Source organism: Kitasatospora sp. NPDC088351, from assembly GCF_040685575.1.
GTDB lineage: Bacteria > Actinomycetota > Actinomycetes > Streptomycetales > Streptomycetaceae > Kitasatospora.
Genome location: NZ_JBFBIL010000002.1, coordinates 153,836 through 176,051, shown reverse-complemented (window position 1 = coordinate 176,051; position 22,216 = coordinate 153,836). Strand labels below are relative to the sequence as shown.

Sequence of the window (22,216 nt, the reverse complement as noted above, 5' to 3'; positions counted from 1 at the left end):
CCGAGGACGCAGAACCCTCCGGACCTTCCGAATACTCCGATCAATAGGCTGAGATCATGCACACCACCGAGCACGACTGGATCACCACGCCCGTCACCGCGGACCTCCTGCGTGGCGCGCTCGACCTGGAGCGCGCCGCGCACGGGGTGCTGCCGCACCGGCTCCCCGCCCGGGCCCGCGCCCAGTACACCGACGGGCAGCTCGCCATGGCGGAATCCCAGCCCTCCGGCGTGCGGCTGGTCTTCCGGACCAGGGCCACCGCCGTCGAGCTGGACACGCTGCCCACCAAGCGGGTCTACGTGGGCGCCCCGCCCCGGCCGGACGGCGTGTACGACCTACTCGTCGACGGCCGCCCGGCCGGCCAGTCCACCGTGACCGGCGGCAACACCCTCACCATCGACATGACCGCCCGCACCGCCACGACCGAGCCCGGCCCGCCCGGCACCGTCCGCTTCACCGGCCTGGCCGACCGCGTCAAGGACGTCGAGATCTGGCTGCCGCACAACGAGACCGCCGAACTCATCGCCCTGCGCACCGACGCCCCCGTCGAGCCCGTGCCGGACCGGGGCCGCAAGGTCTGGCTGCACCACGGCAGTTCGATCAGTCAGGGCTCCGACGCCGCGAGTCCCACCGCGATCTGGCCCGCCGTCGCCGCCTCTCTCGGCGGTGTGGAGCTGATCAACCTGGGCCTGAGCGGCAACGCCCTGCTCGACCCGTTCACCGCCCGCGCCCTGCGGGACACCCCCGCCGACCTGATCAGCGTCAAGATCGGCATCAACCTGGTCAACACCGACCTGATGCGCCTGCGCGCCTTCACCCCCGCCGTGCACGGCTTCCTCGACACCGTCCGCGAAGGCCACCCCACCGCACCGCTGCTGGTCGCCTCGCCCATCCTGTGCCCCATCCACGAGGACACGCCCGGCCCCAGCGCCCCGGACCTCAGCGGCATGAGCACCGGACAGATACGGTTCCGGGCGGCCGGCGATCCGGCGGAGCGCGCGAACGGGAAGCTGGCCCTGGGCGTCATCCGGGACGAACTGGCCCGGATCGTGGCGCAGCGGGCGGCCGAGGACCCGAACCTGCACTACCTCGACGGCCGCGAGCTGTACGGCCAGGCCGACTTCGCCGAACTGCCGCTGCCCGACCAGCTCCACCCGGACACCGCCACCCACCGCCGCATCGGCGAACGCTTCGCCGGGCTGGCCTTCACCGCCGGCGGCCCCTTCGCCGAGCGGCGCGGCTGACACCGGGGTTCGGCGGCCCGGGGGGCGAGGTGAGGCCCGCGATGGGTGGTGTGGGAGGCTGACCCCGTGCCCACCCTCCGCCACCTGCACGCCGACCGCCTCCCCGGCTGGCTCGACCGCAGCCGAACCGCGTACGCCGAAGACCTCGTGGCCGCAGGGCACACCCCCGAGGACGCCCACCGGCAGGCGGAGGAGGGCATGGCCCGTTCCTTCCCGTCCGGGGCACCGACGCCGGGTCACGCGGTGTTCGACGTGCTCGACGACGCCGGTGCGGCCGTCGGCCACCTCTGGATCGGGCCGGACACCAGCGACGACGCGGGCGCCTGGTGGGTGTGGGACATCGCGATCGACGCCGACCACCGCGGCCGGGGCCTCGGCCGGGCGGCCATGCTCCTCGGCGAGGAGTACGCCCGGGCCCAGGGCGCGCGCACCCTCGGCCTGAACGTCTTCGGGTTCAACGCGGGCGCACGCGGCCTGTACGAGTCGCTCGGCTACGAGACGACCTCGGTCAAGATGCGCAAGACGCTCGGCTGACGGCACTCCCGGTGGCAGCGACCTCCCTGAGGCGCTGCCCTGTCGAGCACAGGGTGAACCGACCGAGCGGATCCGCCCGTATCCACCAGTGAGGTGGTGGGCACGCCATGACCGCCAGTTAGCTGACGCTCCGTCATTTCTGTGTTGTCAGGTGCAAGGCATGTCCCGTACCGGCCCCCCGGGATGCCGGGTCGGCCGACCGCACGGTCACGCCCGCTCGTCACCGCTCGACGCTGCCAACCGATTCGGAGAAACTCCCTTGCGCAACAGCAGGTTCACCTCGGTCCTCCTGGCCGGCGCCACGACGCTGGCGTCCCTCGGCGCCGGCATCGCCATCGGCGTCGGCCCCGCGGTCGCCGCTCCGGCCGCCCCGATCGGCATCACCGCGCCCCTGGAGGATCCCGAGGTCGAGGTCTTCGCCGAGGACGGCGCCATCAGCCGGACCAGGGTCCCTGCGGCCTCCCCGTTCGTCGGCGCCCAGTCCATGGCCGCGGCCGCCGCGGGCGACGGCACCGTCACCTCGATCGTCAACAACGGGAGCACGGACACCAAACTGGACGTGGTCGTGATCGGCGACGGCTACACGGCGGCGGAGCAGGGCAAGTTCCGCACCGACGCCGCCGCGAAGTGGAAGGACATCAGCGCCGTCGAGCCCTACGCGAGCTACCGCAAACTGTTCAACGTGTGGGCCGTGAACGCCGTTTCCGCGCAGTCGGGCGTCTCCGGCGACCCGAAGCAGAGCACCGTCCGCAAGACCGCGCTCGGCTCGAACTTCTGGTGCAGCAACATCGAGCGGCTGCTCTGCGTGGACGTCAAGGCCGTCGAGGGCTACGCCGCCAAGGCCCCGCAGGCCGACCTCGTCATCGTCGTCGCCAACACCGCCAAGTACGGCGGCGCCGGCTACAGCGGCATCCAGTCCCCGCTCGGCTACGAGGGCATCGCCACCGTGGCGGGGGGCAACAGCGCGTCCGGCCAGATAGCGGTGCACGAGACCGGCCACTCCCTGGGCAAGCTCGCGGACGAGTACGTCGCCGAGGGCCAGGGCCCCTACAAGGGCGCGGAACCCGCCCAGGCCAACATCACCACCCTGACCGCCGACCGGATGCGCCACGACCAGGCCAAGTGGTACCGCTGGCTCGGCCGCACCTCACCCGACGGCGGCACCGTCGGCGCCTACGCGGGCGCCAGTAACTACCCGTCCGGCCTCTACCGGCCGACCGACAACTCCGTCATGCGGTCGCTCGGACGCGAGTTCAACCTCCCCGGCCGCGAGGCGATGATCGCCGGCTTCTACCGCCACGCCTCCACCCTCTCCAGCGCCACGCCCACCACCACCCGGCTGACCGCGACCGACCGCCTCACCGTCGACCTCCCCGTCTCCGGCACCCGCCTGCGCTGGTACCTCGACGGCAAGGAGGTGACGGCCCTGCGCGACCGCAGGACGATCGCCATGTCCGACCTCGGCAAGGCCGGCTCCAAGCCCACCACGCACAAGCTCAGCGCCGTCGCGACCGACCCCACCCCGTCCGTCATCGACCCGGCCCTGACCCCCGCACTCACCCGCAGCCTGGTCTGGAACGTCACCCGCTGACCGCAGCCGCCCGGCACACCCGGCTCCCGTCACGCCGTCCACCAGGGCGCGGCGGGAGCCGGTCGGGCCGCGTCCGGCTCCCGCACCGCGCCGCCAAGTCCCGGAAGACGCCCATCAGTCCGCTCCGACGACCGCGAACCCGGTCTCGCCCTGCTCGAACGCGGCGAACAGCTCCGGCAGCGTCGCCCGGCCGGCATGCTCGACGAGCAGGACACCCTGCTCGGGGGCGGCGAGGAAGTCCGTCTCGATCTCCCGGCGCAGCAGAGTGACCCGGCCGTCGACGAGGTCGTCACGCCGCAGACCGGCGACGGCCTCCCGGAAGGCGTCGTCGCCCCCCGCCAGCTGCTGGTCGATCGACTCGGGCCAGGCCAGCACGCGGACGGCGAGCCGGTCGCCGGTCCGCTCGTACCGGGCCCAGAGGTCGTCCGGGAGAAGGTAGAAGACGCCCTCCTCGCCCTCGTGCCCCCGGTCGGTCAGGGCGGAGATCATGAGTTGACCGGGGTCGTCGGTCTGGAGGTCGATCCCGATCAGGACACCGCGCTCGTCCGGCCCGAACGGGGGGACTGCGGTGATCCACATCTGCGCGGCGTCGCTCATGTCCGCCATCCAAGCAGATGGCACCAACGCCCCCGGCGACGTCCTCTTCGAGGGCAACGGCGAGGACCTGCGGATCCGCCGGATCCGCCAAATCGAACGGGTCGCCGGCCGCCGCATGCGACGACGTGGGCACGATGCTGGCCGGCGCGGCGAACACGCACACCCGGCCAGCAGCGCCATCGACAGCGCTCCGACGAGTAGGCGTCGGGTGCGTCCCCGTGCGGGCTGCGTGGGACAGGTCGGTTCTCGCCGGTGATTTGACATCCTCCCCGCGCTGAAGCACGGAGAGGATGTCAATGAGATGCCGACATCCACCGCGCCGGCATCCCGAGTGGGCCCTCGCGGTCACCTCCGCCAGAACAGGTGGTGCGTAACGCCGCTCGGGCTGGGCACGACCTCCAGGTGGAACCGGTCGAGCAGCTCATCGGGGGACTCCCAGAGTCGCAGCCCGGACCCGAGCTTCACCGGCGAGACCGCCACATGCATGGTGTCGACGAGGTCGGCATCAAGGAACTGCCGGATGACAGTAACCCCGCCACCGAGTCGGACGTCCTTGCCCTCCGCCGCTTCCCGCGCCCGTTCGAGGACCGTGGCCGGGTCGCCGTCGACGAAGTGGAACGTGGTGTCGGAGAGCGTGAACGACGGACGCCTGTGGTGAGTCATGACGAACACCGGAGTGCGGAACGGGGGCTCGTCACCCCACCAGCCACGCCACTCGTGGTCCTGCCAGGGCCCGCGCTGGGGCCCGAACTTGTTGCGGCCCATGATCTCGGCACCGATGTTGCGTGCGAAGTCTCGCGTGAAGTAGTCGTCGAGGCCCCGGCTCCCCCCGGGATCCGTGCGCATCGGCCAGCTCGCCGTGGCTCCGGCCCAGGCGAACAGCTTCTCGGGGTGGTCATAGCCGAACGGTCTGTCGAGACTCTGGTGCTCACCGGCACCGATTCCGTCACTCGAGACGTTGAAGTTCATGACTCTGAGCAGTTGATTCACGTGTTTCCTCGTCAGGTCTTGTCGCGTCATCGTGTGGCGAGGCACCACACATCATGATGTCGAACCTGACGGGGCCGGATTGACAACGGCCCGTAACTTTTTTCAAGGCGCGTCGGGAGGCCACGCCGTACATGGAGCTGCAGATGCGCCATCTCGACGGCCATCCGCGCCACCGCACCTCGACGTCGGTCATCCGTCCCCCCATGGTGGTGCCGTGGGACCAGGCGCACCCGCCCACCTGATCTACAGTCGCCCTTTGCTCCAGCTGGTGGAATCGCCGAGGGCAAACGACCTAGGCCTTCGCCCGAGCGATCGCCTGCACGGCGATCTCGCGCATCCGGTCGAAGGCCTCCTGCGGATCGTCGTAGTAGCGCCAGGGGCCGGCCACCTCGCGACCCATCACCTGGAACAGCTCCAGCGCCTGCGCCACCCGGGCGTTCATGACCAGCGCCCAGGCGGCCCAGCCCCGGGCGGCCTGAAGCTGCGGATGCGCCGGATCGGCCTGCGCCAGGTCGGCCAGCAGGGCGTCCACGGCTGCGGTGAACTCCGGCGTCCGGTAGGCGGTCGCCCCTGCCTTGTCGCGGATGATCTGTTCGTAGGACGCCCGCACCCTCAGGGTGGTCAGCAGGCTGCCGGCCGGCGCGTCGGCGAGCGCGGTGTCGACGAAGGCGCGCATCAGCTCGTGGCTGCCGTGCCACTTGGCGCACCAGTACTGCAGCGCGCCCTCGTGCGCCCGCAGGTGATGCGGATCACGGGCCACCACCTCGGCCCAGAGCCCACGAAAGTCCTCGTGCGACCAGCCCAGCCCCATGGCAACGGCGATCTGCGCCACCCAGGGGTTGGGGTCCCCGGCCGACGCCAGCTCGACGGCCTCCAGCGCGACCTGCTCCGCCTCGCGCAGGACCTGGTGGAATCCGCGGGCCTGCTCCCGCGTCACCTCTGAGGCGTACCTGGCAGTACGGATCTCCCACGCAAGCTGGACCAGCGCATCGGTCTGCAGCAGGACGGCCGCCGCGCTGCGCGGCTCCTCCTCACGCCACAGTCGCAGCCAGTGGTCCTCCTTCGCCGCCGCCGCACCCATCGGCTCCATCAGCATCCAGCGCCGGTTCGCATCACCGTCGCTGCCGGCCTCGGCCAGGTATCCGGCCACCGGGCGCCAGTCACCAGCACGCGCCGCATCAAGCACGGCCGCCAACTCGGCGGACGGCTCGTCGCCCTGCAGCACAAGCTGCTCGCGCGGGATCAGGCTCCGCCGCAGCTCGGCCTCCCTGCGGCTCCGCCGCACCCGGGCGACCCGCGAGGGAACGAGCATGCCCACAACGACCACGAACACAACGAGGGACAAGAAGACCCTGAACTGCTTTCCTAGCGGACGGGGCAGGACCGCTCGCCCGGACCCGAGCGGTCCAGGACGGGCAACGAGAGCGAACGAGGGCACCACACGGGCGCGTCGCACCCCAGCCCCCCGGCACCCGTGTGCGCGGCAAAGGAAGATCGTATCGACACCGTGCATCGCCACCGCACCCCGGACCGGGTCCTACCGTGACCAGCTGATAGTTCCATGGAGTCGTTCGGTGAACGGGGGCACTCCTCCGGGCTGGTGTGCGTAGCCGATGTGCCACGGCCACGACGACAAACGCGGCTACGTCGACCTCGGCACCGTGACCGCAACGGCCCCCGTCATCAGCTACACACGATCGACCGGACAAGTCCCAGTCAGCGGCGGGCCACCGGGAGAAACCGCCCAGACCTCGACGGCGGCGGCAGGGGATACGAGTTGCGTGGCAAGTAGTTCGAGGCGACCCTGCCGCGAACTCTTGATCGGTACCACGTCGCCGGGGCACAGAAGGGAATTCAGCATCTGCAAAGCATCGCCCTGATCGGTCGCAACGACGGTGTGTATCCCTGCCCGTCGTGCCGTGCTCTCCGTGAATGCGATATCCCCGTCCCCAACGGAGAGAAGCACGTCAACCTTCAGGTCGGCGATGAACTCACCCAGGTAGGCATGCGCCGCCGGCGTCGCCCGCAGCAGGCGGGCCGGGCTCCGGCCCCTGGAGCGCCATCCGGGGAACTGTAGCCCCGCCTTGGCACGTTGGCGCCCCGGCCGTTCGCCAGGAGGAAGGACGGACGGACGGGGCGGTCGAGAGCGGCCTACTCGCCGGGGTCGGGCCCCGTGTAAGCCGGTGAGCGGAAGGTGCGGCGGAACGCCCCGCACCCGTGCCGCAGGTCGAGCCAGCCAGTCAGGCCGGACAGGTCACCGCTGATCGTCGCGGCGACTATGAGCCCGTGCAGCGTCTCCGCGTCCGTCCCGCCCATCTCGGCGAGGAAGCGCTGATACCGGGCGCCGACACCGTGTTCGTATCCGGCCATCGCCAGGTGAAAGCGGGTGGCAATGCCGGATTCGGCGTGGTCGAAGTCGGTCGGTTCCAGTCGCCCCGTGGTGTCACGGAACGCCAGGCGGTCATGCGGTGCGATTTGTCCGGCCAAGCCGAGGCGGTCGGCCACCGTGGCGGCGATCGTCCGGGCCTCCCGATCGGTGGCCCCCTCCATCATGATGCCCAGATTCCGCGTCGAAACGGCGTCGTCCTTGTCTCGCGCCGAGTACGTACGGCCTCGCGTGTCACGCCAGTTGATCCCGTACCGACTGCGGACCACCTGCCCGTCCTGAAGCCGGTACTCCCGGAACGACCCCCAGTGAAGACAGTCATGCGAGTAGGAACGAAGGAGGTCTAGCGCCACCAGTTCCGGCGACGCCAACCGGGGATCACTCAACCGCCCATATCTCGTGATCACCGACGCCAACTGCACATGCCGGTAACCCTGGTTCGGGTGGTGGAACCCCCCGAACGCGTCGGGCTGGGTCGAGCGCACCCCGACCCACACCCGATCAATCGGCAGCAACTGACTCAGCCCCAACTCCCGGCAACGGTCGACCAGATCGCCGGCCAGATGCTCGTTCGGCCCCAGGCACGACGGGGTGAGCGAGCGACCGAGGGTCAGAACCGCTGACGGCTGATCAACTGCCGGTGCGACTCCTGCACTCCCTCGGGGAGATCGTCCGGTGAGAACCATCGAGCCTCCAAGATCTCGAACGAGGCCACCTTGATCCGGCCGCTGACGTACAGGGCCTCATAGGCGACTTCGAGCCGCAGCTTGTAACCGCTCTTCAGGTGCGCCTGCTCGCACACCTTCACCGTGAGCCCGGTCTCCTCCCGGACCTCACGGACGATCGTGTCTTCGAAGGTCTCCTTCGCGTTCGCGTAGCCGGTCGGCAAGCCCCACTGCCGACCCTCCGGCCACATTCGGTGCTTCAGGAGCAGGACCCGGCCGTCCACGTCACGGACGATGCCCGTCACGCCGACCATGAACTTCGAGTGCCACAGCCACAGCACACGCCACTGCATCGGGCCCCTGATGATCCGCCAGAGCTTCGCAGCGATCTTCTTCATGGGTTCGCCCTTTCGTCGGTCGGGCCACTTCCGCGCGCCGCTCGCGCGGTCGGCCCACGATCCCGCACCGCAGGCCACCGACACCAAATCGGTGATCATCGGATTACTCGGGGCAGTATCAGTGAAGACGTGCGACCCCGCCGCCTCCACCACCTCATAGCGCATCACGGCGCGCGGCTCAGCCTGGCCGGGTTGAGTTTCCACTGCTGCGGACATGCCTGGCTCCCCATCGCTCGGTATCCGTTGAGTGAGAATCCAGGTTAAAGCCGCCGACGAGCCAGGATTGCGATTATTCCGGCAGTCGCCTAAAGATCTCTGCGATACATCTCCGACCACTCGTAGAGCTGCCTCCGGGCCTGCTCACCGAAGACCGCAACATGCTCATAGAGTGAAAATACTTCAAGGTGCTCCGTCACGTCCCGCCGCTTCCACTCCGCATAAGGCTGGTGGTCGCCCTCGAATACCTCACGGTTGATCTGCGTCCCGTCGTGGCGGTAGTTCATGAGGACTACGCGGGAATCATCGAACATCCAGAAGTCCTGATCCGGCAGGCCCGGGTTTCCCCGGTCAGTCAAATCAAGAATCCTCACGTCCTCGCCCGCATCGACATTATGCCGGTAGTGGGCGAATTCGAATCGGAGGTACTCCGTCAGCGGGCGCGTGATCACATGCACTCGCCCGACGGTTCGCCCGGTGCTGCGGTACCCCTGGAGTCGTTCGGTCCACGCGGCGGTGTCGGAAGCCGTGACGGGCTGCCCCTCCTGGAACCGGCGGATGGCTTCTTCCTCCTGCGGCATGGTGTAGACCGAATGAACCTCCAGGCGCCATGCGTCCCGCTCCATGGCGTCGAAGTACTTGCGCCAGTCACTTCCATCCAAGAGCACGGAACGCCTCCTTCAGGATGTGCTCCGGGATCTCGACCAGGCCCTCACCCTCCGGCGGGGTGAAGCCGTCGAAGAGGTCACCCTGCACCACGAACGACTTCCGGCAGGTGGCGTAGACATTGGGGCAGTCGTCGGCGCCACACTCCCCCGAACCGCTGCCGTTGCCGTTCCCCGTATTGGTCAGTCGCGTGAGCCCCGGCTTGTCGGCCATGCCAACCCCCTAATGATCATCCCTGGTTGAGCCGTGCAGGCACGAAGGTAGGGAGCCGCCCGTTGGGCTGTCTATGCCAACTCGGCGATATTCCCGTGTTGGCATAAGGATCTTGCTCTGACGGCCGGCCTTGCGACGGATGGTCACGTCACCAAAGCATGACCAGCAGCGCCCCGGAACGGGCCGGAACCTCGGCGCACTGGCCGCCTTCGTTGCCGCTTTAACTGCTCTTGAACCACACCAGGTCTGTGCTCATGGCTCCCCCGTCCCGGGACAGCACGTTCCATTGACGGAGCGTCAGTGACCTGCCGCTGCCCAGTAGTGCTTCATTGGGCCAGCGCCATCTTGAAGTCGGCTGGTGGGAGGGGCTGGCGTGACTCCGTTCCGGGGGCTCGTGCTGGTAGCGGGCGGCAGTCTGGCCTCTGGATCACCTGCCGGGGGTCTTCGCCGGTTCCGGCCCGTCTGCGCCGACGGGCCGGAACCGGCGAACGGTCACACTCCGATGAAGCTCACCGTCTCTGTCATGTCCGCCCGCCCGGTACACAGCCTCGGCACGCCTTCCCTCTCGAATCCCACCGCGACACCGCAGAACAGTGCAAGCCTGTCATCGGCTCCGACTATGTGGCTGACGGTCTTGCGGTACATCGTCCACATCACCTGGGGGCAGCTGTGCACCCCTTCCGCCCTCAGCAATAGCATGACCGTCTGCAAGTACATCCCCGCGTCCCCCCACTGTCCGGGCCCCATCGTCCGGTCGAGGTAGCAGAACAGCACGACCGGCGCCCCGAACGCCTCCGAGTTCAGGGCGGCGATCTTTGTGGGCCTGTCGGGGTCGTCGCGCTCGATTCCCAGCGCCTTGTACCGCTGGGCGGCCGCGGCGGAGAAGCGGTCCAGGTACGGCGAGGCCAGTTCGGCCGGGTACATCGGATACTCCCGCTCATCGCCCGGGTCTCCCGCCAGTGCCCTGGCTGTCGCGCGTTTCTTCAGTTCGGCCAAGGGCTCGCCGGTCACGACATACACATGCCACGGCTGGAGGTTCCCACTCGACGGAGCCCTCGTCGCCGCGGCCAGGACTCGTTCAAGTACCTCTTTGGGTACCGGCTCATCGCTGAACGCCCGCACGGCCCGGCGGCTGTCCACGGCTTCATACACATCCATGTCTTCTCGTCCTCTCGCTCAACGACAGCCACCTCTCCACCTCGTCAGCACGCACAAGGAGTTCTTGGTAGTGGGCGCAGTCTGCCGTGTAGATCGTCTGTCAGCGGGCGACTTCGAGGTTGGTCAGGACGAGCAGGGCGCGCAGGAGCTGGGTGGCACGGGCGGGGGCGGTGCGGAGTTTGGTGAGAATCCGCCAGTTCTCCAGGTGGGCGAAGCCGCGTTCGGCTGGGGCGCGTCCGGCCGCGAGGATACGATCGGCCACCTTCTGGCATGGGTGAGCTTGCGGGCGCGGGTGGCCTTGAAGCCGGTGACGACCACGGGGTCATCGGGGTCGTCGTCCAGGCTGAGGAAGCCGAGGTCTGCCAGCGCGCCGAGGCCGGCGTCGCGCAGGTGGGCGCGGACGGGCCGGAACCGGCAAAGACCTCCCAGTCAGACGATCTACGCGCCAGACTGCCGGCCGCCACCAGCACGAGCCCTTGGAACGGAGTCACGCCAGCCCCTCCCACCAGCCAACTTCAACATGGCGCAGGCTCATTACATGTGGGCGCTGATCTCGCCGCCGGCGGTGAGCACGATGTAGACGCCGTTGGCGACGCCTCCGACGTCCTGCTGGTTCGACTCCAGCGTGCCGTTCACGGCGTTGTCGTTGCCGAGGATCTGCGCGCGGTACCGGAGTTCGCCGATCTTCGTGACCTTGGCCGTCCAACCGCCCGCGAGCTTGAACGTGCCCGGTCCCTGGTGCCCGCCGCCCATCCAGGAGTGGACCTGGCCGTCCAGCGAGAGCACGACGAACATGTCGTTGGCGTCCAGTCCGGCGTCGGAGTCGGTCGTCTCCAGCGTGGCGAGGACATCACCGTTGTGGACGATCCTGGCCACGTAGTGCTGGGCCCCGACCTCCTGGACCTCGGCCGTGCTGCCGTCCACCAGGGGCTGGGTGTGGACCGGGGGCTTCGCCTTGGCCGTGGTGGCCGGTGCGGTGGCCCGGGGCGAGGCCGGCGAAGCGGGCGGGGCAGCCGGTGCGGTGGTGCTGTGTGTGCCGGTCGCGGTGGCCGGAGCGGCGGTGCCCTGCGCGGCAGGCGTGACGGGCGCAGGCGTGACGGGCGCGGCAGGCGTGGTTGCCGCGGTAGTGCCGTGCGCGTCGGACGCGGAGCTGCAGGCTGTCGCGGCTGGGACGATCAGAGCGGCTGCCAGGACGGTGCCGGCCAGCGTGCGAACGGTGGCCGCGCGGCGGGTCGTCAAGGGGGACATGCAGGTTCTCCTGAGCGCAGTACGGGGTGAGGGCGCGCACACTGCCAACCTCTTTCGTGCGGGAACCGCGAGGCAATGCGGCGGCTTGCACGACCGAACCTAGTGCGAGCAATCGACGGAATAGAGCATTCCGTGTCACCGGACTGCAACGCCCTGGGCAGCCCGGTGCCGATCACGGCGGAAGCGCAATCGACCAGCTGAGGGACCGGCAGCCGGACGAGCCGGGCGGCATAGCTTGACGGGCCGACACCCGAGCCGGCGATCACCGGGGCGACGCGTCATGTGACCGAGCACTTCCGCCGTCCACGCCGAACACCCCGTTGGCCGCCCCGGGGTGAGGGCTGAGTGGTTCGTCGGCCGCTGGACGTAGGTCGCGCGCCTCATGCGCGCCTGAAACCCGGTGGCTAGGATCGCCGATCATGACCACGGCAAGCATTCAGCGCCAGACGGCGGATCGGGTACGCGACACTCTGGAACGGCTCATCGCCGAGCGGGACGTATGGGTGTCGACGGCCCACCCTGAGCATGGGCCGCACCAGGTACCCCTGTGGTTCCTGTGGGACGGGCGAGCAGCGTGGATGTGCACCAGCGGCACTTCAGTGACTGCGCGCAACGTCCGCGAAGAGCCGCGCGTACGACTGGCACTGCCGGACACCTTCGATGTGGTGCTCCTCCAGGGTGAGGCGGAGGGCTTCTCGGCCCAGGATGTGCCCGCAGATGCAGCCCAGGCGTTCGCCGACAAGTTCGGGTGGGACCCGCGCACGGAGGAAGGGTCGTACCTGTATGTGCGCGTGGTGCCGAAGACGGTGCGCGCTTGGCGAGGCGAGCAGGAACTACCCGGACGAGTCATCATGCGCGACGGAACCTGGCTGGAACAGGGGCCCCTTGCCAACGCGCCTCTCAAGCGCTGAGTCCTAGTCACAACAGGGCGAACGTTGTCCGATGCGGCACTGGCGACGGGCCGCTGAGGGAAGCCGCTCAGACTTCGACGGCGGCGGCGAACTCGACGAATGCCCGCCAGGCCGCCGGGGCGAACGCCGGCTGCGGACCGCTCCTGTCCTTGGAATCACGCACATGGACGGTGCCGGGCACCTCGGCGGCTTCGTTGATCTCCAGGAACAGCGTCTGCCGAGGGGTTCGGAGACAGCTGGTGGACGTGATGGTGCCCCGGCCATCCGCCACGGGGGAACGACGGACGGCCGGGGCGGCCACGGGCGGCCTATGCCGCGTAGAACAGTGTTGCGGCTTCCTGGATCTCCACGATGGCTTCGGCGAAGCTCTCGGGGCCACCGCCCCACGGGTCGGCGATGCCCGACGCCAGGATCCTCACCGGCCGGTCCGGACCGGCGAGCACTTCGACGGCAAGGGCGGTCTCGTCGTCCATGGCGATCAGGTCGTCAGCCCACTTGAGAAGCTCCGCGTCGAGCGCGGCGCCTCGGTGCTCGGTCAGGTCGTAGCCGAACGCGGCGGCGGCCTCGATCATCAGCGGGTGCGCGGGCTTGCCCACGTGCCAGTTGCGGATGCCCGCCGACCGCACGTCAAGTGCCCCTCCGGATCGCTCGGCGATGATCAGGGCTGCGATCGGGGAACGACAGTGGTTTCCCTTACAAACGACCAGCACCTTCCGCCTGTCACTACGCATCGGGATTCACCCTCTCGATCTCGAACGTGATGACTCCGAGGGCTTCCTTGGCCGCTGGGAAGATCGCCTGAATCGCTCGCAGCTGCTCGGCCTCGGTCGCGCGCGGGTTGACCGCCTTCACGTCCTCGGTCCCGAACATCTCCTTGAACGTCCGGTAAGTCCCGACCCGGGTCACCCGGGTCAGGCACTGCTCTTCCCGGCAGGTGAAGTTGAGCAGGTCGCCGACCTTGATCCGCTTCATGGAGTCGTAGGCGACGCGGACCTCAACGGTCTTCTCGCCACTGGCGATCAGGTCGAAGTACTGCTTGTAGATCTGGATGTTGCGGGGACGGCCATGCGCCTGAGACTGGGACTGGGCAGGCTGGCGGGTGGTCATGAGGGCTTCCAATGCGGTCGTGGTGTAGGACCGGTAGAAGTGCCTCGGGTTGCTCAGCATCAGCTCGCCGAGTCCCGAGAGCGCGTTCACGTAGTCCGCGTGGGTGCCGGGCCAGTCGGAGGGGTCGAGCAGCCACCTGGAGGGGACGCCTTCCACCACGAGTCCGGCGTCGGCAGCTTCACGAAGGAGGCTCTTCGAGAGCTTCCCTCCGTCGCTGCCGAGGATCTGAGGGGCGAAGATGCGAAGGGGCAGCGGGCCGGAGGCCTCGCCGATGGCGGCGTGCGCTCCGTCCACCAGCTGGCAACCGGGCGCCCAGTCGCCGCCCTTCACCATGACGTGAAGCGCGCCGTCATCGGACCGGTAAGACCGTTCCTTGACCACGTTGCGGTACAGGGTGGCCAGGTCGATGTAGCCGCCACCGAGCGGCGTGATGTCGGCCTCGTACCGACCGTGGTCGAAGCACACCGCCTCGAACAAGGCTCCGCTGTCGTCCAGTTCCAGCAGTCGGGTACGGTCGGCGTACTTCTCCGCCCAGCCGCAGACCGGGCAGGGCAGGCGGATGTGCGCGGTGCCGCTGGCGGGAGAGAGCCAGTATCGGATCTCGTCCAGGTGCTCAAGGGTGCGGATGAACTCGGCGCGGAACTCGGGGCTGACCTGCTGCTCAGTGTAGGTGCTGACGGTGCACTCGATCCCGGTGTGTCGGGTCATCGCGTCGATCAGCTGGGCGTAGTGCTCGGTGACCAGGGCGCGGATGCCGCGGTTGGTGAGCAGATGGTGATATGTCAGTTGGTACTTCCGGCCGACGTGGCTGACGGTCTTGGCCGGGGCGTTGTCGAGTGCGGTGAAGTCCACGGTCGCGTCGATGCCGAACTCGTCCCGGGCGTGCTCGGCGAGCAGGAACGCCAGGCTCTGGACCAGGTGAGTCCCGATGTGGGGGCGGCCGTTGATCTGGGTGCCGACGGTGAACACGATTCGGTCGGCAGCAGCCTCCCTGATGCGGGGGAGCAGTATATCCAACGTATCGTCAATAGCATTGGCCAGCACGGTGTTTGGCGACCTGAGGAGGTCGGTTGTGTTCACTTGATTCCCTCCGCTCTGTGCACGAGTCACCTGTGGGCGACTCAGTGATGGTGCCGGTTGCGCCTGCCCTCAGTGAGCAAGGCGTTGACCCTCTGGGCGTCAGTGCTGTCAGGCTCGAACGGGCCGGGGTCGGTGGGCGACTCCCGGGCGGCTTCGTCAGCCTCGGCGTGGTTCGCGGCCGTGCTCATCGGCTACACCGACGGTGGAACACGGCCCGGGCAGTTGGAGCTGTTGCAGGTGCACGGCGGCCAGCCGACGGGGCGCTTCGCCACAACGCGGTTGAACCAGCCAGGGTCGTAGTCGAGCAACGGGTTCCCTACCGCCCTCCTGCCGTTGGCGCGCAGCAGAGGCCGCATCTCCTTGTAAGACAGAACCTCGGGCATATCCCTCCTCCTTCGCCGAGCTGGCGGGGGTGTGGGACAAGACCGTAGGGAACGGCACACAGGCAGTGCGAGTTTCTTGCGCCGTCTTGCATGAGGTCACTCGAAAGAGTGGATGGCCTGCTGGATCAGGTCTCTAGCCTGAGGCCCGTAGACAGCCATTCCGGCAAGAATCTTGAAAGCCTTCTCGTAGATTGCGACCTCCCCAGGAGTCGTGATGTTGACGAGAGCTGATAGGAGTTCAGCCGTCACCTGGCGATCGTCGTACATGTAGAAGGCTTCGAGGGGCCACATCTCGCGGGGCGCGCCGGCGGGGATGATTCCGAGGCTGACGCGGGGGAGCCTCATGATCTCCAGCAGGAACATCAGTTGCTCGCGCATGGCTTGGGCGCCCCCGAAGGGGTAGCGCAGCACGGTCTCTTCGAGGACCATCGCGAACTGATGGTTTGCCCGCCGGAACAGGTTCGACCTGGCGACCCGAGACTCAACGGCGGCGCCGACATCGTCCGGCGTCCCTTGGAACCGGGTGATGGCCGCCATCAGGCTTGTAGCGTAGCCGCGTCGTTGCGCGAGCCCCGGGACCACATTGGAGCAGTAGACACGGGTCAGTCGTGTCCGCTCCAGCTCTTCCATCTCGCTGTCCTGGGCGTACTTCATCCCGTCTCGGTGGACCTTGCGCCACTCGACGTACATCTCGTCGGCCTGGCGATTGGCTGCGATGATGTCTGCGGCCTGGCCCTCCGCGCCACAGGCCATACACCACCGGAGAACGTCGTCATCGGACGGCGGGGTCTTCGCGTGGGCGATTCGTGAGACCTTGGACTCACTCCAGCCACACCGGGCGGCCAACTCACTGCCCTTGAGTCGAGCTTCGCCTTTGAGGGTTCGGAGCTTTCTAGCGACTGCTTCGCGAGCTGCTTGAGCAGACGAAGACGGCGACAGAGACATGAGCCGGCTATCCGGTGTCGCCGTAGATCAGACCTTGTACTTCTCGTGAGGGACGCCGCGTTCCCAAACGGTCTCGAACGCGGCCACGCAGAGCTTTACGACTGCTGGTTCGGTCCGCAGTTCAAGGCCGGGCATCGCCCAATCGCCTGTACCGGTGAAGTGGTTGAACAGGACCTTGTCACCGTCGAAGATCCAGAGGTCATTGCCCGGCAGGGCGATGTCTGACGCCAGACGGCGCGGCAGCCAACGGACCTGCTCGCCGGCCGAGAGGTTCACGACAGTCCCGGCATGCTCGTACTTGATGTAGTCGGTGACCGGCTCCGAGATGATCCGGGCACGCCTGACCGTCACTCCCTGGCTGACCTTCTCGGAGATCGCCTCGGCCCAGGGCTTCCAGTACTCGCCTTCCGGATCAACGTCCCTCTGGCCAGAGGACAGCCAGTTGGCGAAGTCTTCCGCCTCGTCCTCAACGCCGTAGGCGTCGCGCATCTCAAGGTGCACGGCAGAGACCCGGGCAGCCTTCAGCAGCTCATCGAAGTTGGGAGCGCTCTGCGTCATCGCAAGCCTTCCTCAAGACCGGAATCATCCGGAACGGAATCCTGATCACCGACTCGTCGTCGGGGATCGTGTTGTCGTGGTCGGGCCCGTGGCCGGCGGCATGGATCTCCGCCAGCTTCTTGGTACTGGGGTCCCACCCCTGGAGCAAGATCTCTCGCTCGTCCTCATCGACCCAGGCGGTAGGGCTTCCCGACTTCCCCGTGTCCGGATCGATACCTACGAGCCGTACTGGCATTGCCACCCCTCCTGTCACTTTGCTTGCGTGATCTTGCATGGCTGCGCGTGACCCATCGTGGCGCGCACATGCACCGCCCATCAGGACATCGGCGAAGTTGGGGGCCACGGTGCCCGATAGTCACGTGACCAACGGGTGACCAACAGCGGTCCCGAACAACCCGAAACAGGCAGGATGCACCAGGAAGGAAGACCGTCAACTCTGCGGCGTGTCAAGGACGTTTCCGCCGGCCAGAGGCAACCACACCAGATCTGCGCTCATGGCTCCCCCGTACCGGGACGACACGGCCCATCGACGGTACGTCAGTGGCCCGCCGCTGACCAGCGACGGGCCACTGACGGAAGCCGCTCAGACTTCGACGGTGGCGGCGAACTCCACGAACGCCCGCCAGGCCGCCGGGGCGAACGCCAGCTGCGGACCGCTCTTGTCCTTCGAATCACGCACATGGACGGTACCGGGCACCTCGGCAACCTCGACGCAGGTGCCGCCTTCGTTACCGCTATAGCTGCTCTTGAACCATGCCAGTTCCGTGCTCACTGCTCCCCCCATCCCTGGGACAACGCGGACGGCTCGACGGTACGCCAACGGCCCGCCGCTGACCAGCGACGGGCCGTTGGGGAGCCTCAGATCGAGGCAGCGGCGGCGAACTCCACGAACGCCTTCCACGCGGCCGGCTCGAACGCCAGCTGCGGACCGCTCTTGTCCTTCGAATCACGCACATGAACGGTACCGGGCACCTCGGCGACCTCAACGCACTCGCCACCGTCGTTGCTGCTGTAGCTGCTCTTGCGCCACGCGACCTCGACGCAGGCGCCACCGTCGTTGCCGCTGTAGCTGCTCTTGAACCACGCCAGTTCCGTGCTCACTGCTCCCCCATCCCTGGGACAACGCGGACGGCTCGACGGTACGCCAACGGCCCGCCGCTGACCAGCGGCGAGCCGTTGGGGAGCCTCAGATCGAGGCAGCGGCGGCGAACTCCACGAACGCCTTCCACGCGGCCGGCTCGAACGCCAGCTGCGGACCGCTCTTGTCCTTCGAATCACGCACATGAACGGTACCGGGCGCCTCGGCAACCTCGACGCAGTCGCCGCCCTCGTTGCTGCTGTAGCTGCTCTTGAACCATGCCAGCTTCGTGCTCATCGTTCTCCCAGCATCTTCTCGATCAAGGCCAGGGACTCCTGCGGAGTGTGGGCCTGCGCCCTGAGGGTGCCGTACCGTGCGTTCATGATACGGACTTCGTCCTGATCGGTGATCAGCCTACTGCTCGTCTGAACCTCGATGTAGCCGGTCTGCGACCGGCCCTTGGGGGTGAAGAGCTTGAACGAGCCGCCCATGCCCGCGTGCTCGGTCCTGTCCAGGGGCAAGACCTGGATCACCATGCCACGTGTCTGTCCGACCTCGAGCAGTCGGCGGAGCTGGCCCGCGTGCACGCCCCACCCACCCAGAGGCCTCTGGAGCACGCTCTCGTCGATCACCCAACTGAACATCGCCCGGGGCCATCGCGTGAGGATCTCCTGCCGGGCCATCCGAGCGGCGACCCGCATCTCGATCACTTCTTCCGACAGCAGCGGCTGCCGCATCTCGTACAGCGCCCGAGCATGAGCTTCGGTCTGGAGAAGGCCCGGGATCAGCAGCGTGCTGAAGTCGTGGATCTCGATGGCCTCCGCCTCCAGCCCCGCATAGTCCCGGAACCACGCGGGGTGCCGCACCCGCGCCTTGGCCTTGGCGCGGAGGACGTCGTCCTTCACGCTGCTCAACAGGCCTCTCGCATCGAGGAGTTTGTCCGCCGAGTCCAGCAACTCCGGCTGAGGGGTTCGTCTCCCTCGCTCCACCGATCCGATCAGGGCTTCGCCGTAGCCGACGTGGTCGGCCAGCTGCTTCTGCGTCAGGCCAGCCTGCTCCCGGAGCAGTTTGATCTGCTTGCCGATCGCCCGGTAGAAGTCCGAAACCTCCCCGAGGTCCTCCGTCAACTCCGGCCGCGCCTCGCCGCTCTCGCCGCCACCACGCACTCCGCCCACTGCGATCACCCCGTACCTTGCGTCCGATTCAGGTCACGCCCGCCAAGCAAGACAAGCAACCGTGCGCACTCGCACAAGCACGTACCGTACTCACCTGCGGCATGGTCAGGGTACTTCCAACCCGGCAGGCTTTGTCTCATGAAGTCCGAAATTCCCCTCGACATCGCGACTCCACGCACCCACACCACCCAACTCCCCGCCTCCCCCAAGGGCGCTGCGGTCTGCCGACGCATCGCCAGACACCAGCTCACCTCCTGGCGCCTGGATGCCACCGCCACCGAGCCGTTCCACGCCGCGCTCCTGATCATCGCGGAGTTCGCGGCCAACGCGTGCACCCACGGGCGGCTCCCGGGGCGGAGGTTCGAACTCTCCCTCACCCTCACCACCACCCCCGAGGGCGGCACCGTCCTCCGGATCGAGGTGTCCGACTGCCGGGGCGACCGCCTCCCCGTCATCCCGACGACCTGCACCGCCAACTCCCAGACCGGGCGTGGCCTGACCCTGGTCGACGCGCTCGCCGACCGCTGGGGCACCATCCCCCGCCTGCCGAACGCGAAGACGGTCTGGGCCGAGCTCGACCTCCCCGCCCACGCCCCCCATGCCGCCTGAGCGCCCCCTCACGCCCAGCGCCGTCGGCGCCTTCACCCTTCTCCCGCTGACCCTCCTCCTCGCTCTCACGGCCTGGGTCTACCCGGCCGCTCCCCACCGACTCCCCGACCCCGTCCCCCGCATCCAGACCCTCACCACCGCCCCTCCAACCCCAAGCCCAGCCCCACCCTCAACTCCCAACCCCTGAAACCGGACCGGGAAGTCGGCCCCACCGACTTCCCATTCCTCTCCCCCCAGATACACCGAGCTCGGCCGGGCCGGCCCCTGATCAGTCGATGAGCGGATCCTCGATCACCTGGACGAGAATCCGGCTCTGGGCGCCTTCCGGGTCGGGGCTGGACAGTCCGGCCATGGTCACCAGCGCCTTCCACAGCGCCCACCCCCGCGCCCGTCGCCAGGTGTCGTCGGGGAGGTCGACGGCCTCCCGGAATGCTCTCCGCTCGTCACCGACGAAGAACGTCCACGCCATGACGAGGTCGCAGGCGGGATCGCCGACGCCGCAGGTGCCGAAGTCGATGACCGCGGACAGCTTTCCGTCGGTGGTGAGCAGGTTCCCGACGGCGACGTCACCGTGGAACCAGGTCGGCGGGAACGGCCAGGCCGATTCCATCGCGCTCGCCCAAATGGCCTGGCACGCCGCGACATCGACGACATCCTTGAGCCGGTCGAGCGCGCACTCGACCTGGTCGCCGTAGACGCCGGGGTGGCAGCCCCGGCCACAGGAGTGACCGCCGGCGGCCGGGCCCTGCTCGGCGGGGACGTTCCGGAGGGCGGTCAGAAACGCCCCGAGGTCGCGCGCCAGCCGCATCCGGTCAAGGCCCGTGGCGGCCTCGACCGTCTCTCCCGGCAACCAGCGCCGCACCGACCACGGAAACGGATAGCCCGCCGCCGGGCGACCGGTCGCGACCGGTACCGGTACGGGTATCGACAGGTGCTCCGCCAGGACGGGCAGCCAGCGGTCCTCCTTCTCGACGCCGGCCACGTAGCCCTCGGCGCTGGGCAGGCGCACGGCCAGCTGCTCGCCGAGTCTGAAGGTCCGGTTGTCCCAGCCCTGACGGACCACCGGCCGGACCGGAAGGTCACCCCACTCGGGGAACTGTTCGGAGACCAGAGTGCGTACGAGCTCGACGCTGATGTCAGTCACGGTGCCAGTCTGCGTGATCCTCCGGACGATGCCCGCACGATTTTTCGCGCAGCGGCCCGAAGCGGCCCTGGCCGTGCCACCCGCCCCCCCGGACCGGGCGTGCCGAGCTCACCGCCCGGAGGTCAGCTGCCCGCTTTGAGTGCGTCCAGGTGCCGCCGCACCACCTGCTGGAGCAGCTCCGGCGGGTAACGGTCCGGTCGTAGCGTCGCCTGCATCGTGAGTCCGTCGAGGAGGGCGGCCAGTCGCGTGCTCTCCAGTTCGATGTCCAGGCCGCCCGGCAGCCCGCCGGCGCGCCGGGCTTCGTGCAGCACGCGGGACAGCAGGGCGTGCATGCCGTCCTGCATCTCGGCCGCACAGGGCCGGAGTTCGGGGCGGGTGTGTGCCGCGGCTGTGAAGGCGAGCCAGAGTGCGGCCTCCTGGCGACGGACCTCGTCCAGGGGAAGGAACTCGGCCAGGAGTTTCTCCGTCACGGCCCGCCGGTCGGTGGGGCCGTCGGGGGCGAGAAGCCGCTCGGCGTGCGCGCGGACGCGGTCGCCGATGCGCTGACCGAGCTCGCGCATCGTGAAGGTCATCAACTCCTCGTGGTCGGCGAAGTAGTGGCGGACCGAGCCGATGGCGAGTCCGGCCTCGTCGGCGACGTTGCGCAGCGACGCGTGTTCCAGCCCGTGCCGGGCGGCCACGGACAGGACGGCCTGCGCCACTGATCTGCGGCGGGCGACGGGATCGACGATCTTGGGCACATTGCCGTTATAGCACGGCCGAGCTAACATCTTTTTAGCTCGACCCTGCCATAAAGATGGGTGGTACGTGCGTGAACCCCTGGCTGCTCACCGCGATCGTCGCGGTGGTCGTGACCGCGGTCGTGATCAAACGGCTGACCGGCGAACCGGTCAACGCGAGGGACCTCTTCGCGGCCCCGGTGATCCTGACCGGGATCGGCATCCTGTCCCTGACCAAGGCGAAGGACCTGACCGGCACCGACCTCATCTGGGTCGTCACCGGCAGCGCCCTCGGTGCGGTACTCGGCGCACTCCGCGGGGCCACCGTCCAACTCCTCGAAAGGGAAGGCGTCCTGTGGCAGCGCTACACCGGCCGGACCTTCCTCGCCGTGATCGGCACCCTGGCGGTCACGGCCGGCTTCGGCGCCCTGGCGGCGAAGCTGGGCATGCACGAGAACGCACGCCCCGTCCAGCTCTCCATCGGGGTGAGCTTCCTCGGCGAGTCCCTGATGATCGGCCACCGCGGCCTGACCTCCGGCATCCCCTTCGCCCCGGCGCGCCCCCGCTGACCCGTTGCCACGCCCCGTACCCGTCCAACCCT

Annotated in this window: 28 protein-coding genes; 6 read left to right on the top strand and 22 right to left on the bottom strand. The window is 68.4% G+C overall.

Annotation, left to right across the window (positions count from 1 at the left end; genetic code table 11):
- The first annotated feature begins 56 nt into the window (after positions 1-56).
- The 3 genes from AB0P06_RS02285 to AB0P06_RS02275 all read left to right on the top strand — a co-directional run bounded on the left by AB0P06_RS02285 (position 57) and on the right by AB0P06_RS02275 (position 3,369).
- On the top strand, positions 57-1,244 hold the full coding sequence (locus AB0P06_RS02285) for a GDSL-type esterase/lipase family protein (RefSeq protein WP_363604406.1): 1,188 nt from the start codon (positions 57-59) through the stop codon (positions 1,242-1,244).
- 66 nt (positions 1,245-1,310) lie between these two features.
- Complete coding sequence (locus AB0P06_RS02280) at positions 1,311-1,778, top strand: GNAT family N-acetyltransferase (RefSeq protein ID WP_363604405.1); 468 nt, start codon at positions 1,311-1,313, stop codon at positions 1,776-1,778.
- 259 nt (positions 1,779-2,037) lie between these two features.
- Positions 2,038-3,369: a M64 family metallopeptidase gene (locus tag AB0P06_RS02275; RefSeq protein ID WP_363604403.1), complete on the top strand. Its 1,332-nt coding sequence runs from the start codon at positions 2,038-2,040 to the stop codon at positions 3,367-3,369.
- A gap of 114 nt (positions 3,370-3,483) precedes the next feature.
- Here the strand turns inward: AB0P06_RS02275 and AB0P06_RS02270 are convergent, their stop codons facing one another.
- The 10 genes from AB0P06_RS02270 to AB0P06_RS02225 all read right to left on the bottom strand — a co-directional run bounded on the left by AB0P06_RS02270 (position 3,484) and on the right by AB0P06_RS02225 (position 11,906).
- Positions 3,484-3,966, bottom strand: a complete 483-nt coding sequence (locus AB0P06_RS02270) for a hypothetical protein (RefSeq protein WP_363604401.1) — start codon at positions 3,964-3,966, stop codon at positions 3,484-3,486.
- Between the two features lie 345 nt (positions 3,967-4,311).
- Positions 4,312-4,956: a dihydrofolate reductase family protein gene (locus AB0P06_RS02265; protein WP_363604601.1), complete on the bottom strand. Its 645-nt coding sequence runs from the start codon at positions 4,954-4,956 to the stop codon at positions 4,312-4,314.
- A gap of 292 nt (positions 4,957-5,248) precedes the next feature.
- Entirely contained in the window at positions 5,249-6,268 is a 1,020-nt protein-coding gene (locus AB0P06_RS02260; protein ID WP_363604400.1) for a hypothetical protein, read from the bottom strand.
- Between the two features lie 839 nt (positions 6,269-7,107).
- Positions 7,108-8,028: a hypothetical protein gene (locus AB0P06_RS02255; RefSeq protein WP_363604398.1), complete on the bottom strand. Its 921-nt coding sequence runs from the start codon at positions 8,026-8,028 to the stop codon at positions 7,108-7,110.
- Positions 7,953-8,405 carry an NUDIX domain-containing protein gene (locus AB0P06_RS02250; protein WP_363604600.1) on the bottom strand — a complete coding sequence of 151 codons (453 nt, stop codon included), beginning with the start codon at positions 8,403-8,405 and terminating at the stop codon, positions 7,953-7,955. The genes AB0P06_RS02255 and AB0P06_RS02250 overlap by 76 nt, the downstream gene beginning before the upstream one ends.
- A 305-nt stretch (positions 8,406-8,710) precedes the next feature.
- Positions 8,711-9,289, bottom strand: coding sequence for a DUF6879 family protein (locus AB0P06_RS02245; RefSeq protein ID WP_363604396.1), 579 nt, complete (start codon positions 9,287-9,289; stop codon positions 8,711-8,713).
- The gene (locus tag AB0P06_RS02240) at positions 9,270-9,500 is read right to left on the bottom strand and encodes a hypothetical protein (protein WP_363604395.1); all 231 of its coding nucleotides are present in this window, start codon (positions 9,498-9,500) and stop codon (positions 9,270-9,272) included. Before AB0P06_RS02240 ends, AB0P06_RS02245 begins: the two co-directional genes overlap by 20 nt.
- Positions 9,501-9,992: 492 nt before the next feature.
- The gene (locus AB0P06_RS02235) at positions 9,993-10,658 is read right to left on the bottom strand and encodes a nitroreductase (protein WP_363604393.1); all 666 of its coding nucleotides are present in this window, start codon (positions 10,656-10,658) and stop codon (positions 9,993-9,995) included.
- Positions 10,659-10,758: 100 nt separating this feature from the next.
- Positions 10,759-10,920, bottom strand: coding sequence for a hypothetical protein (locus tag AB0P06_RS02230; RefSeq protein WP_363604392.1), 162 nt, complete (start codon positions 10,918-10,920; stop codon positions 10,759-10,761).
- A gap of 272 nt (positions 10,921-11,192) precedes the next feature.
- Positions 11,193-11,906, bottom strand: a complete 714-nt coding sequence (locus AB0P06_RS02225) for a hypothetical protein (protein WP_363604390.1) — start codon at positions 11,904-11,906, stop codon at positions 11,193-11,195.
- Positions 11,907-12,322: 416 nt separating this feature from the next.
- Here AB0P06_RS02225 and AB0P06_RS02220 point away from each other — a divergent pair, with 416 nt between their 5' ends.
- Complete coding sequence (locus AB0P06_RS02220; protein WP_363604598.1) at positions 12,323-12,817, top strand: pyridoxamine 5'-phosphate oxidase family protein; 495 nt, start codon at positions 12,323-12,325, stop codon at positions 12,815-12,817.
- A gap of 67 nt (positions 12,818-12,884) precedes the next feature.
- Here the strand turns inward: AB0P06_RS02220 and AB0P06_RS02215 are convergent, their stop codons facing one another.
- From AB0P06_RS02215 to AB0P06_RS02170, 10 genes are all read right to left on the bottom strand, one after another.
- Positions 12,885-13,028 (bottom strand): DUF397 domain-containing protein, encoded by a 144-nt coding sequence (locus tag AB0P06_RS02215; RefSeq protein WP_363604597.1) that lies wholly within the window; start codon positions 13,026-13,028, stop codon positions 12,885-12,887.
- Positions 13,029-13,125: 97 nt separating this feature from the next.
- The gene (locus AB0P06_RS02210) at positions 13,126-13,548 is read right to left on the bottom strand and encodes a low molecular weight phosphotyrosine protein phosphatase (RefSeq protein ID WP_363604389.1); all 423 of its coding nucleotides are present in this window, start codon (positions 13,546-13,548) and stop codon (positions 13,126-13,128) included.
- Positions 13,541-15,004: an ASCH domain-containing protein gene (locus tag AB0P06_RS02205; RefSeq protein ID WP_363604388.1), complete on the bottom strand. Its 1,464-nt coding sequence runs from the start codon at positions 15,002-15,004 to the stop codon at positions 13,541-13,543. The genes AB0P06_RS02210 and AB0P06_RS02205 overlap by 8 nt, the downstream gene beginning before the upstream one ends.
- Positions 15,005-15,483: 479 nt before the next feature.
- Positions 15,484-16,332: a helix-turn-helix transcriptional regulator gene (locus AB0P06_RS02200; RefSeq protein WP_363604386.1), complete on the bottom strand. Its 849-nt coding sequence runs from the start codon at positions 16,330-16,332 to the stop codon at positions 15,484-15,486.
- A 27-nt stretch (positions 16,333-16,359) separates the two neighbouring features.
- On the bottom strand, positions 16,360-16,890 hold the full coding sequence (locus AB0P06_RS02195; RefSeq protein WP_363604384.1) for a DUF6879 family protein: 531 nt from the start codon (positions 16,888-16,890) through the stop codon (positions 16,360-16,362).
- A complete protein-coding gene (locus AB0P06_RS02190; RefSeq protein ID WP_363604383.1) occupies positions 16,862-17,125 on the bottom strand; it encodes a hypothetical protein in 264 nt (87 codons plus the stop codon). The genes AB0P06_RS02195 and AB0P06_RS02190 overlap by 29 nt, the downstream gene beginning before the upstream one ends.
- Before the next feature lie 348 nt (positions 17,126-17,473).
- Positions 17,474-17,662, bottom strand: coding sequence for a DUF397 domain-containing protein (locus AB0P06_RS02185; RefSeq protein ID WP_363604381.1), 189 nt, complete (start codon positions 17,660-17,662; stop codon positions 17,474-17,476).
- Positions 17,663-17,748: 86 nt separating this feature from the next.
- On the bottom strand, positions 17,749-17,991 hold the full coding sequence (locus AB0P06_RS02180) for a DUF397 domain-containing protein (RefSeq protein WP_363604379.1): 243 nt from the start codon (positions 17,989-17,991) through the stop codon (positions 17,749-17,751).
- A gap of 85 nt (positions 17,992-18,076) precedes the next feature.
- Positions 18,077-18,265 (bottom strand): DUF397 domain-containing protein, encoded by a 189-nt coding sequence (locus AB0P06_RS02175; protein WP_363604378.1) that lies wholly within the window; start codon positions 18,263-18,265, stop codon positions 18,077-18,079.
- Positions 18,262-19,152 carry a helix-turn-helix transcriptional regulator gene (locus AB0P06_RS02170; protein WP_363604377.1) on the bottom strand — a complete coding sequence of 297 codons (891 nt, stop codon included), beginning with the start codon at positions 19,150-19,152 and terminating at the stop codon, positions 18,262-18,264. The genes AB0P06_RS02175 and AB0P06_RS02170 overlap by 4 nt, the downstream gene beginning before the upstream one ends.
- A gap of 129 nt (positions 19,153-19,281) precedes the next feature.
- On the opposite strand from AB0P06_RS02170, the gene AB0P06_RS02165 reads away from it, so the two are divergent.
- On the top strand, positions 19,282-19,752 hold the full coding sequence (locus AB0P06_RS02165; protein WP_363604376.1) for an ATP-binding protein: 471 nt from the start codon (positions 19,282-19,284) through the stop codon (positions 19,750-19,752).
- A 268-nt stretch (positions 19,753-20,020) separates the two neighbouring features.
- Here the strand turns inward: AB0P06_RS02165 and AB0P06_RS02160 are convergent, their stop codons facing one another.
- Entirely contained in the window at positions 20,021-20,896 is an 876-nt protein-coding gene (locus tag AB0P06_RS02160; protein ID WP_363604375.1) for an aminoglycoside phosphotransferase family protein, read from the bottom strand.
- 122 nt (positions 20,897-21,018) lie between these two features.
- The gene (locus AB0P06_RS02155) at positions 21,019-21,636 is read right to left on the bottom strand and encodes a TetR family transcriptional regulator C-terminal domain-containing protein (RefSeq protein ID WP_363604374.1); all 618 of its coding nucleotides are present in this window, start codon (positions 21,634-21,636) and stop codon (positions 21,019-21,021) included.
- A gap of 71 nt (positions 21,637-21,707) precedes the next feature.
- Between AB0P06_RS02155 and AB0P06_RS02150 the strand changes: the two genes are divergently transcribed.
- Positions 21,708-22,184 (top strand): DUF1453 domain-containing protein, encoded by a 477-nt coding sequence (locus AB0P06_RS02150; RefSeq protein ID WP_363604373.1) that lies wholly within the window; start codon positions 21,708-21,710, stop codon positions 22,182-22,184.
- The last annotated feature ends 32 nt before the right edge of the window (positions 22,185-22,216 follow it).

Excerpts from the sequence above, each read along its gene's own strand:
- AB0P06_RS02285 (WP_363604406.1), top strand. The coding sequence starts at position 57 with ATGCACACCACCGAGCACGACTGGATCACCACGCCCGTCACCGCGGAC.
- AB0P06_RS02270 (WP_363604401.1), bottom strand. The coding sequence starts at position 3,966 with ATGAGCGACGCCGCGCAGATGTGGATCACCGCAGTCCCCCCGTTCGGG.
- AB0P06_RS02260 (WP_363604400.1), bottom strand. The coding sequence starts at position 6,268 with ATGCTCGTTCCCTCGCGGGTCGCCCGGGTGCGGCGGAGCCGCAGGGAG.
- AB0P06_RS02255 (WP_363604398.1), bottom strand. The coding sequence starts at position 8,028 with ATGGTTCTCACCGGACGATCTCCCCGAGGGAGTGCAGGAGTCGCACCG.
- AB0P06_RS02250 (WP_363604600.1), bottom strand. The coding sequence starts at position 8,405 with ATGAAGAAGATCGCTGCGAAGCTCTGGCGGATCATCAGGGGCCCGATG.
- AB0P06_RS02240 (WP_363604395.1), bottom strand. The coding sequence starts at position 9,500 with ATGGCCGACAAGCCGGGGCTCACGCGACTGACCAATACGGGGAACGGC.
- AB0P06_RS02235 (WP_363604393.1), bottom strand. The coding sequence starts at position 10,658 with ATGGATGTGTATGAAGCCGTGGACAGCCGCCGGGCCGTGCGGGCGTTC.
- AB0P06_RS02225 (WP_363604390.1), bottom strand. The coding sequence starts at position 11,906 with ATGTCCCCCTTGACGACCCGCCGCGCGGCCACCGTTCGCACGCTGGCC.
- AB0P06_RS02210 (WP_363604389.1), bottom strand. The coding sequence starts at position 13,548 with ATGCGTAGTGACAGGCGGAAGGTGCTGGTCGTTTGTAAGGGAAACCAC.
- AB0P06_RS02200 (WP_363604386.1), bottom strand. The coding sequence starts at position 16,332 with ATGTCTCTGTCGCCGTCTTCGTCTGCTCAAGCAGCTCGCGAAGCAGTC.
- AB0P06_RS02195 (WP_363604384.1), bottom strand. The coding sequence starts at position 16,890 with ATGACGCAGAGCGCTCCCAACTTCGATGAGCTGCTGAAGGCTGCCCGG.
- AB0P06_RS02190 (WP_363604383.1), bottom strand. The coding sequence starts at position 17,125 with ATGCCAGTACGGCTCGTAGGTATCGATCCGGACACGGGGAAGTCGGGA.
- AB0P06_RS02175 (WP_363604378.1), bottom strand. The coding sequence starts at position 18,265 with ATGAGCACGAAGCTGGCATGGTTCAAGAGCAGCTACAGCAGCAACGAG.
- AB0P06_RS02165 (WP_363604376.1), top strand. The coding sequence starts at position 19,282 with ATGAAGTCCGAAATTCCCCTCGACATCGCGACTCCACGCACCCACACC.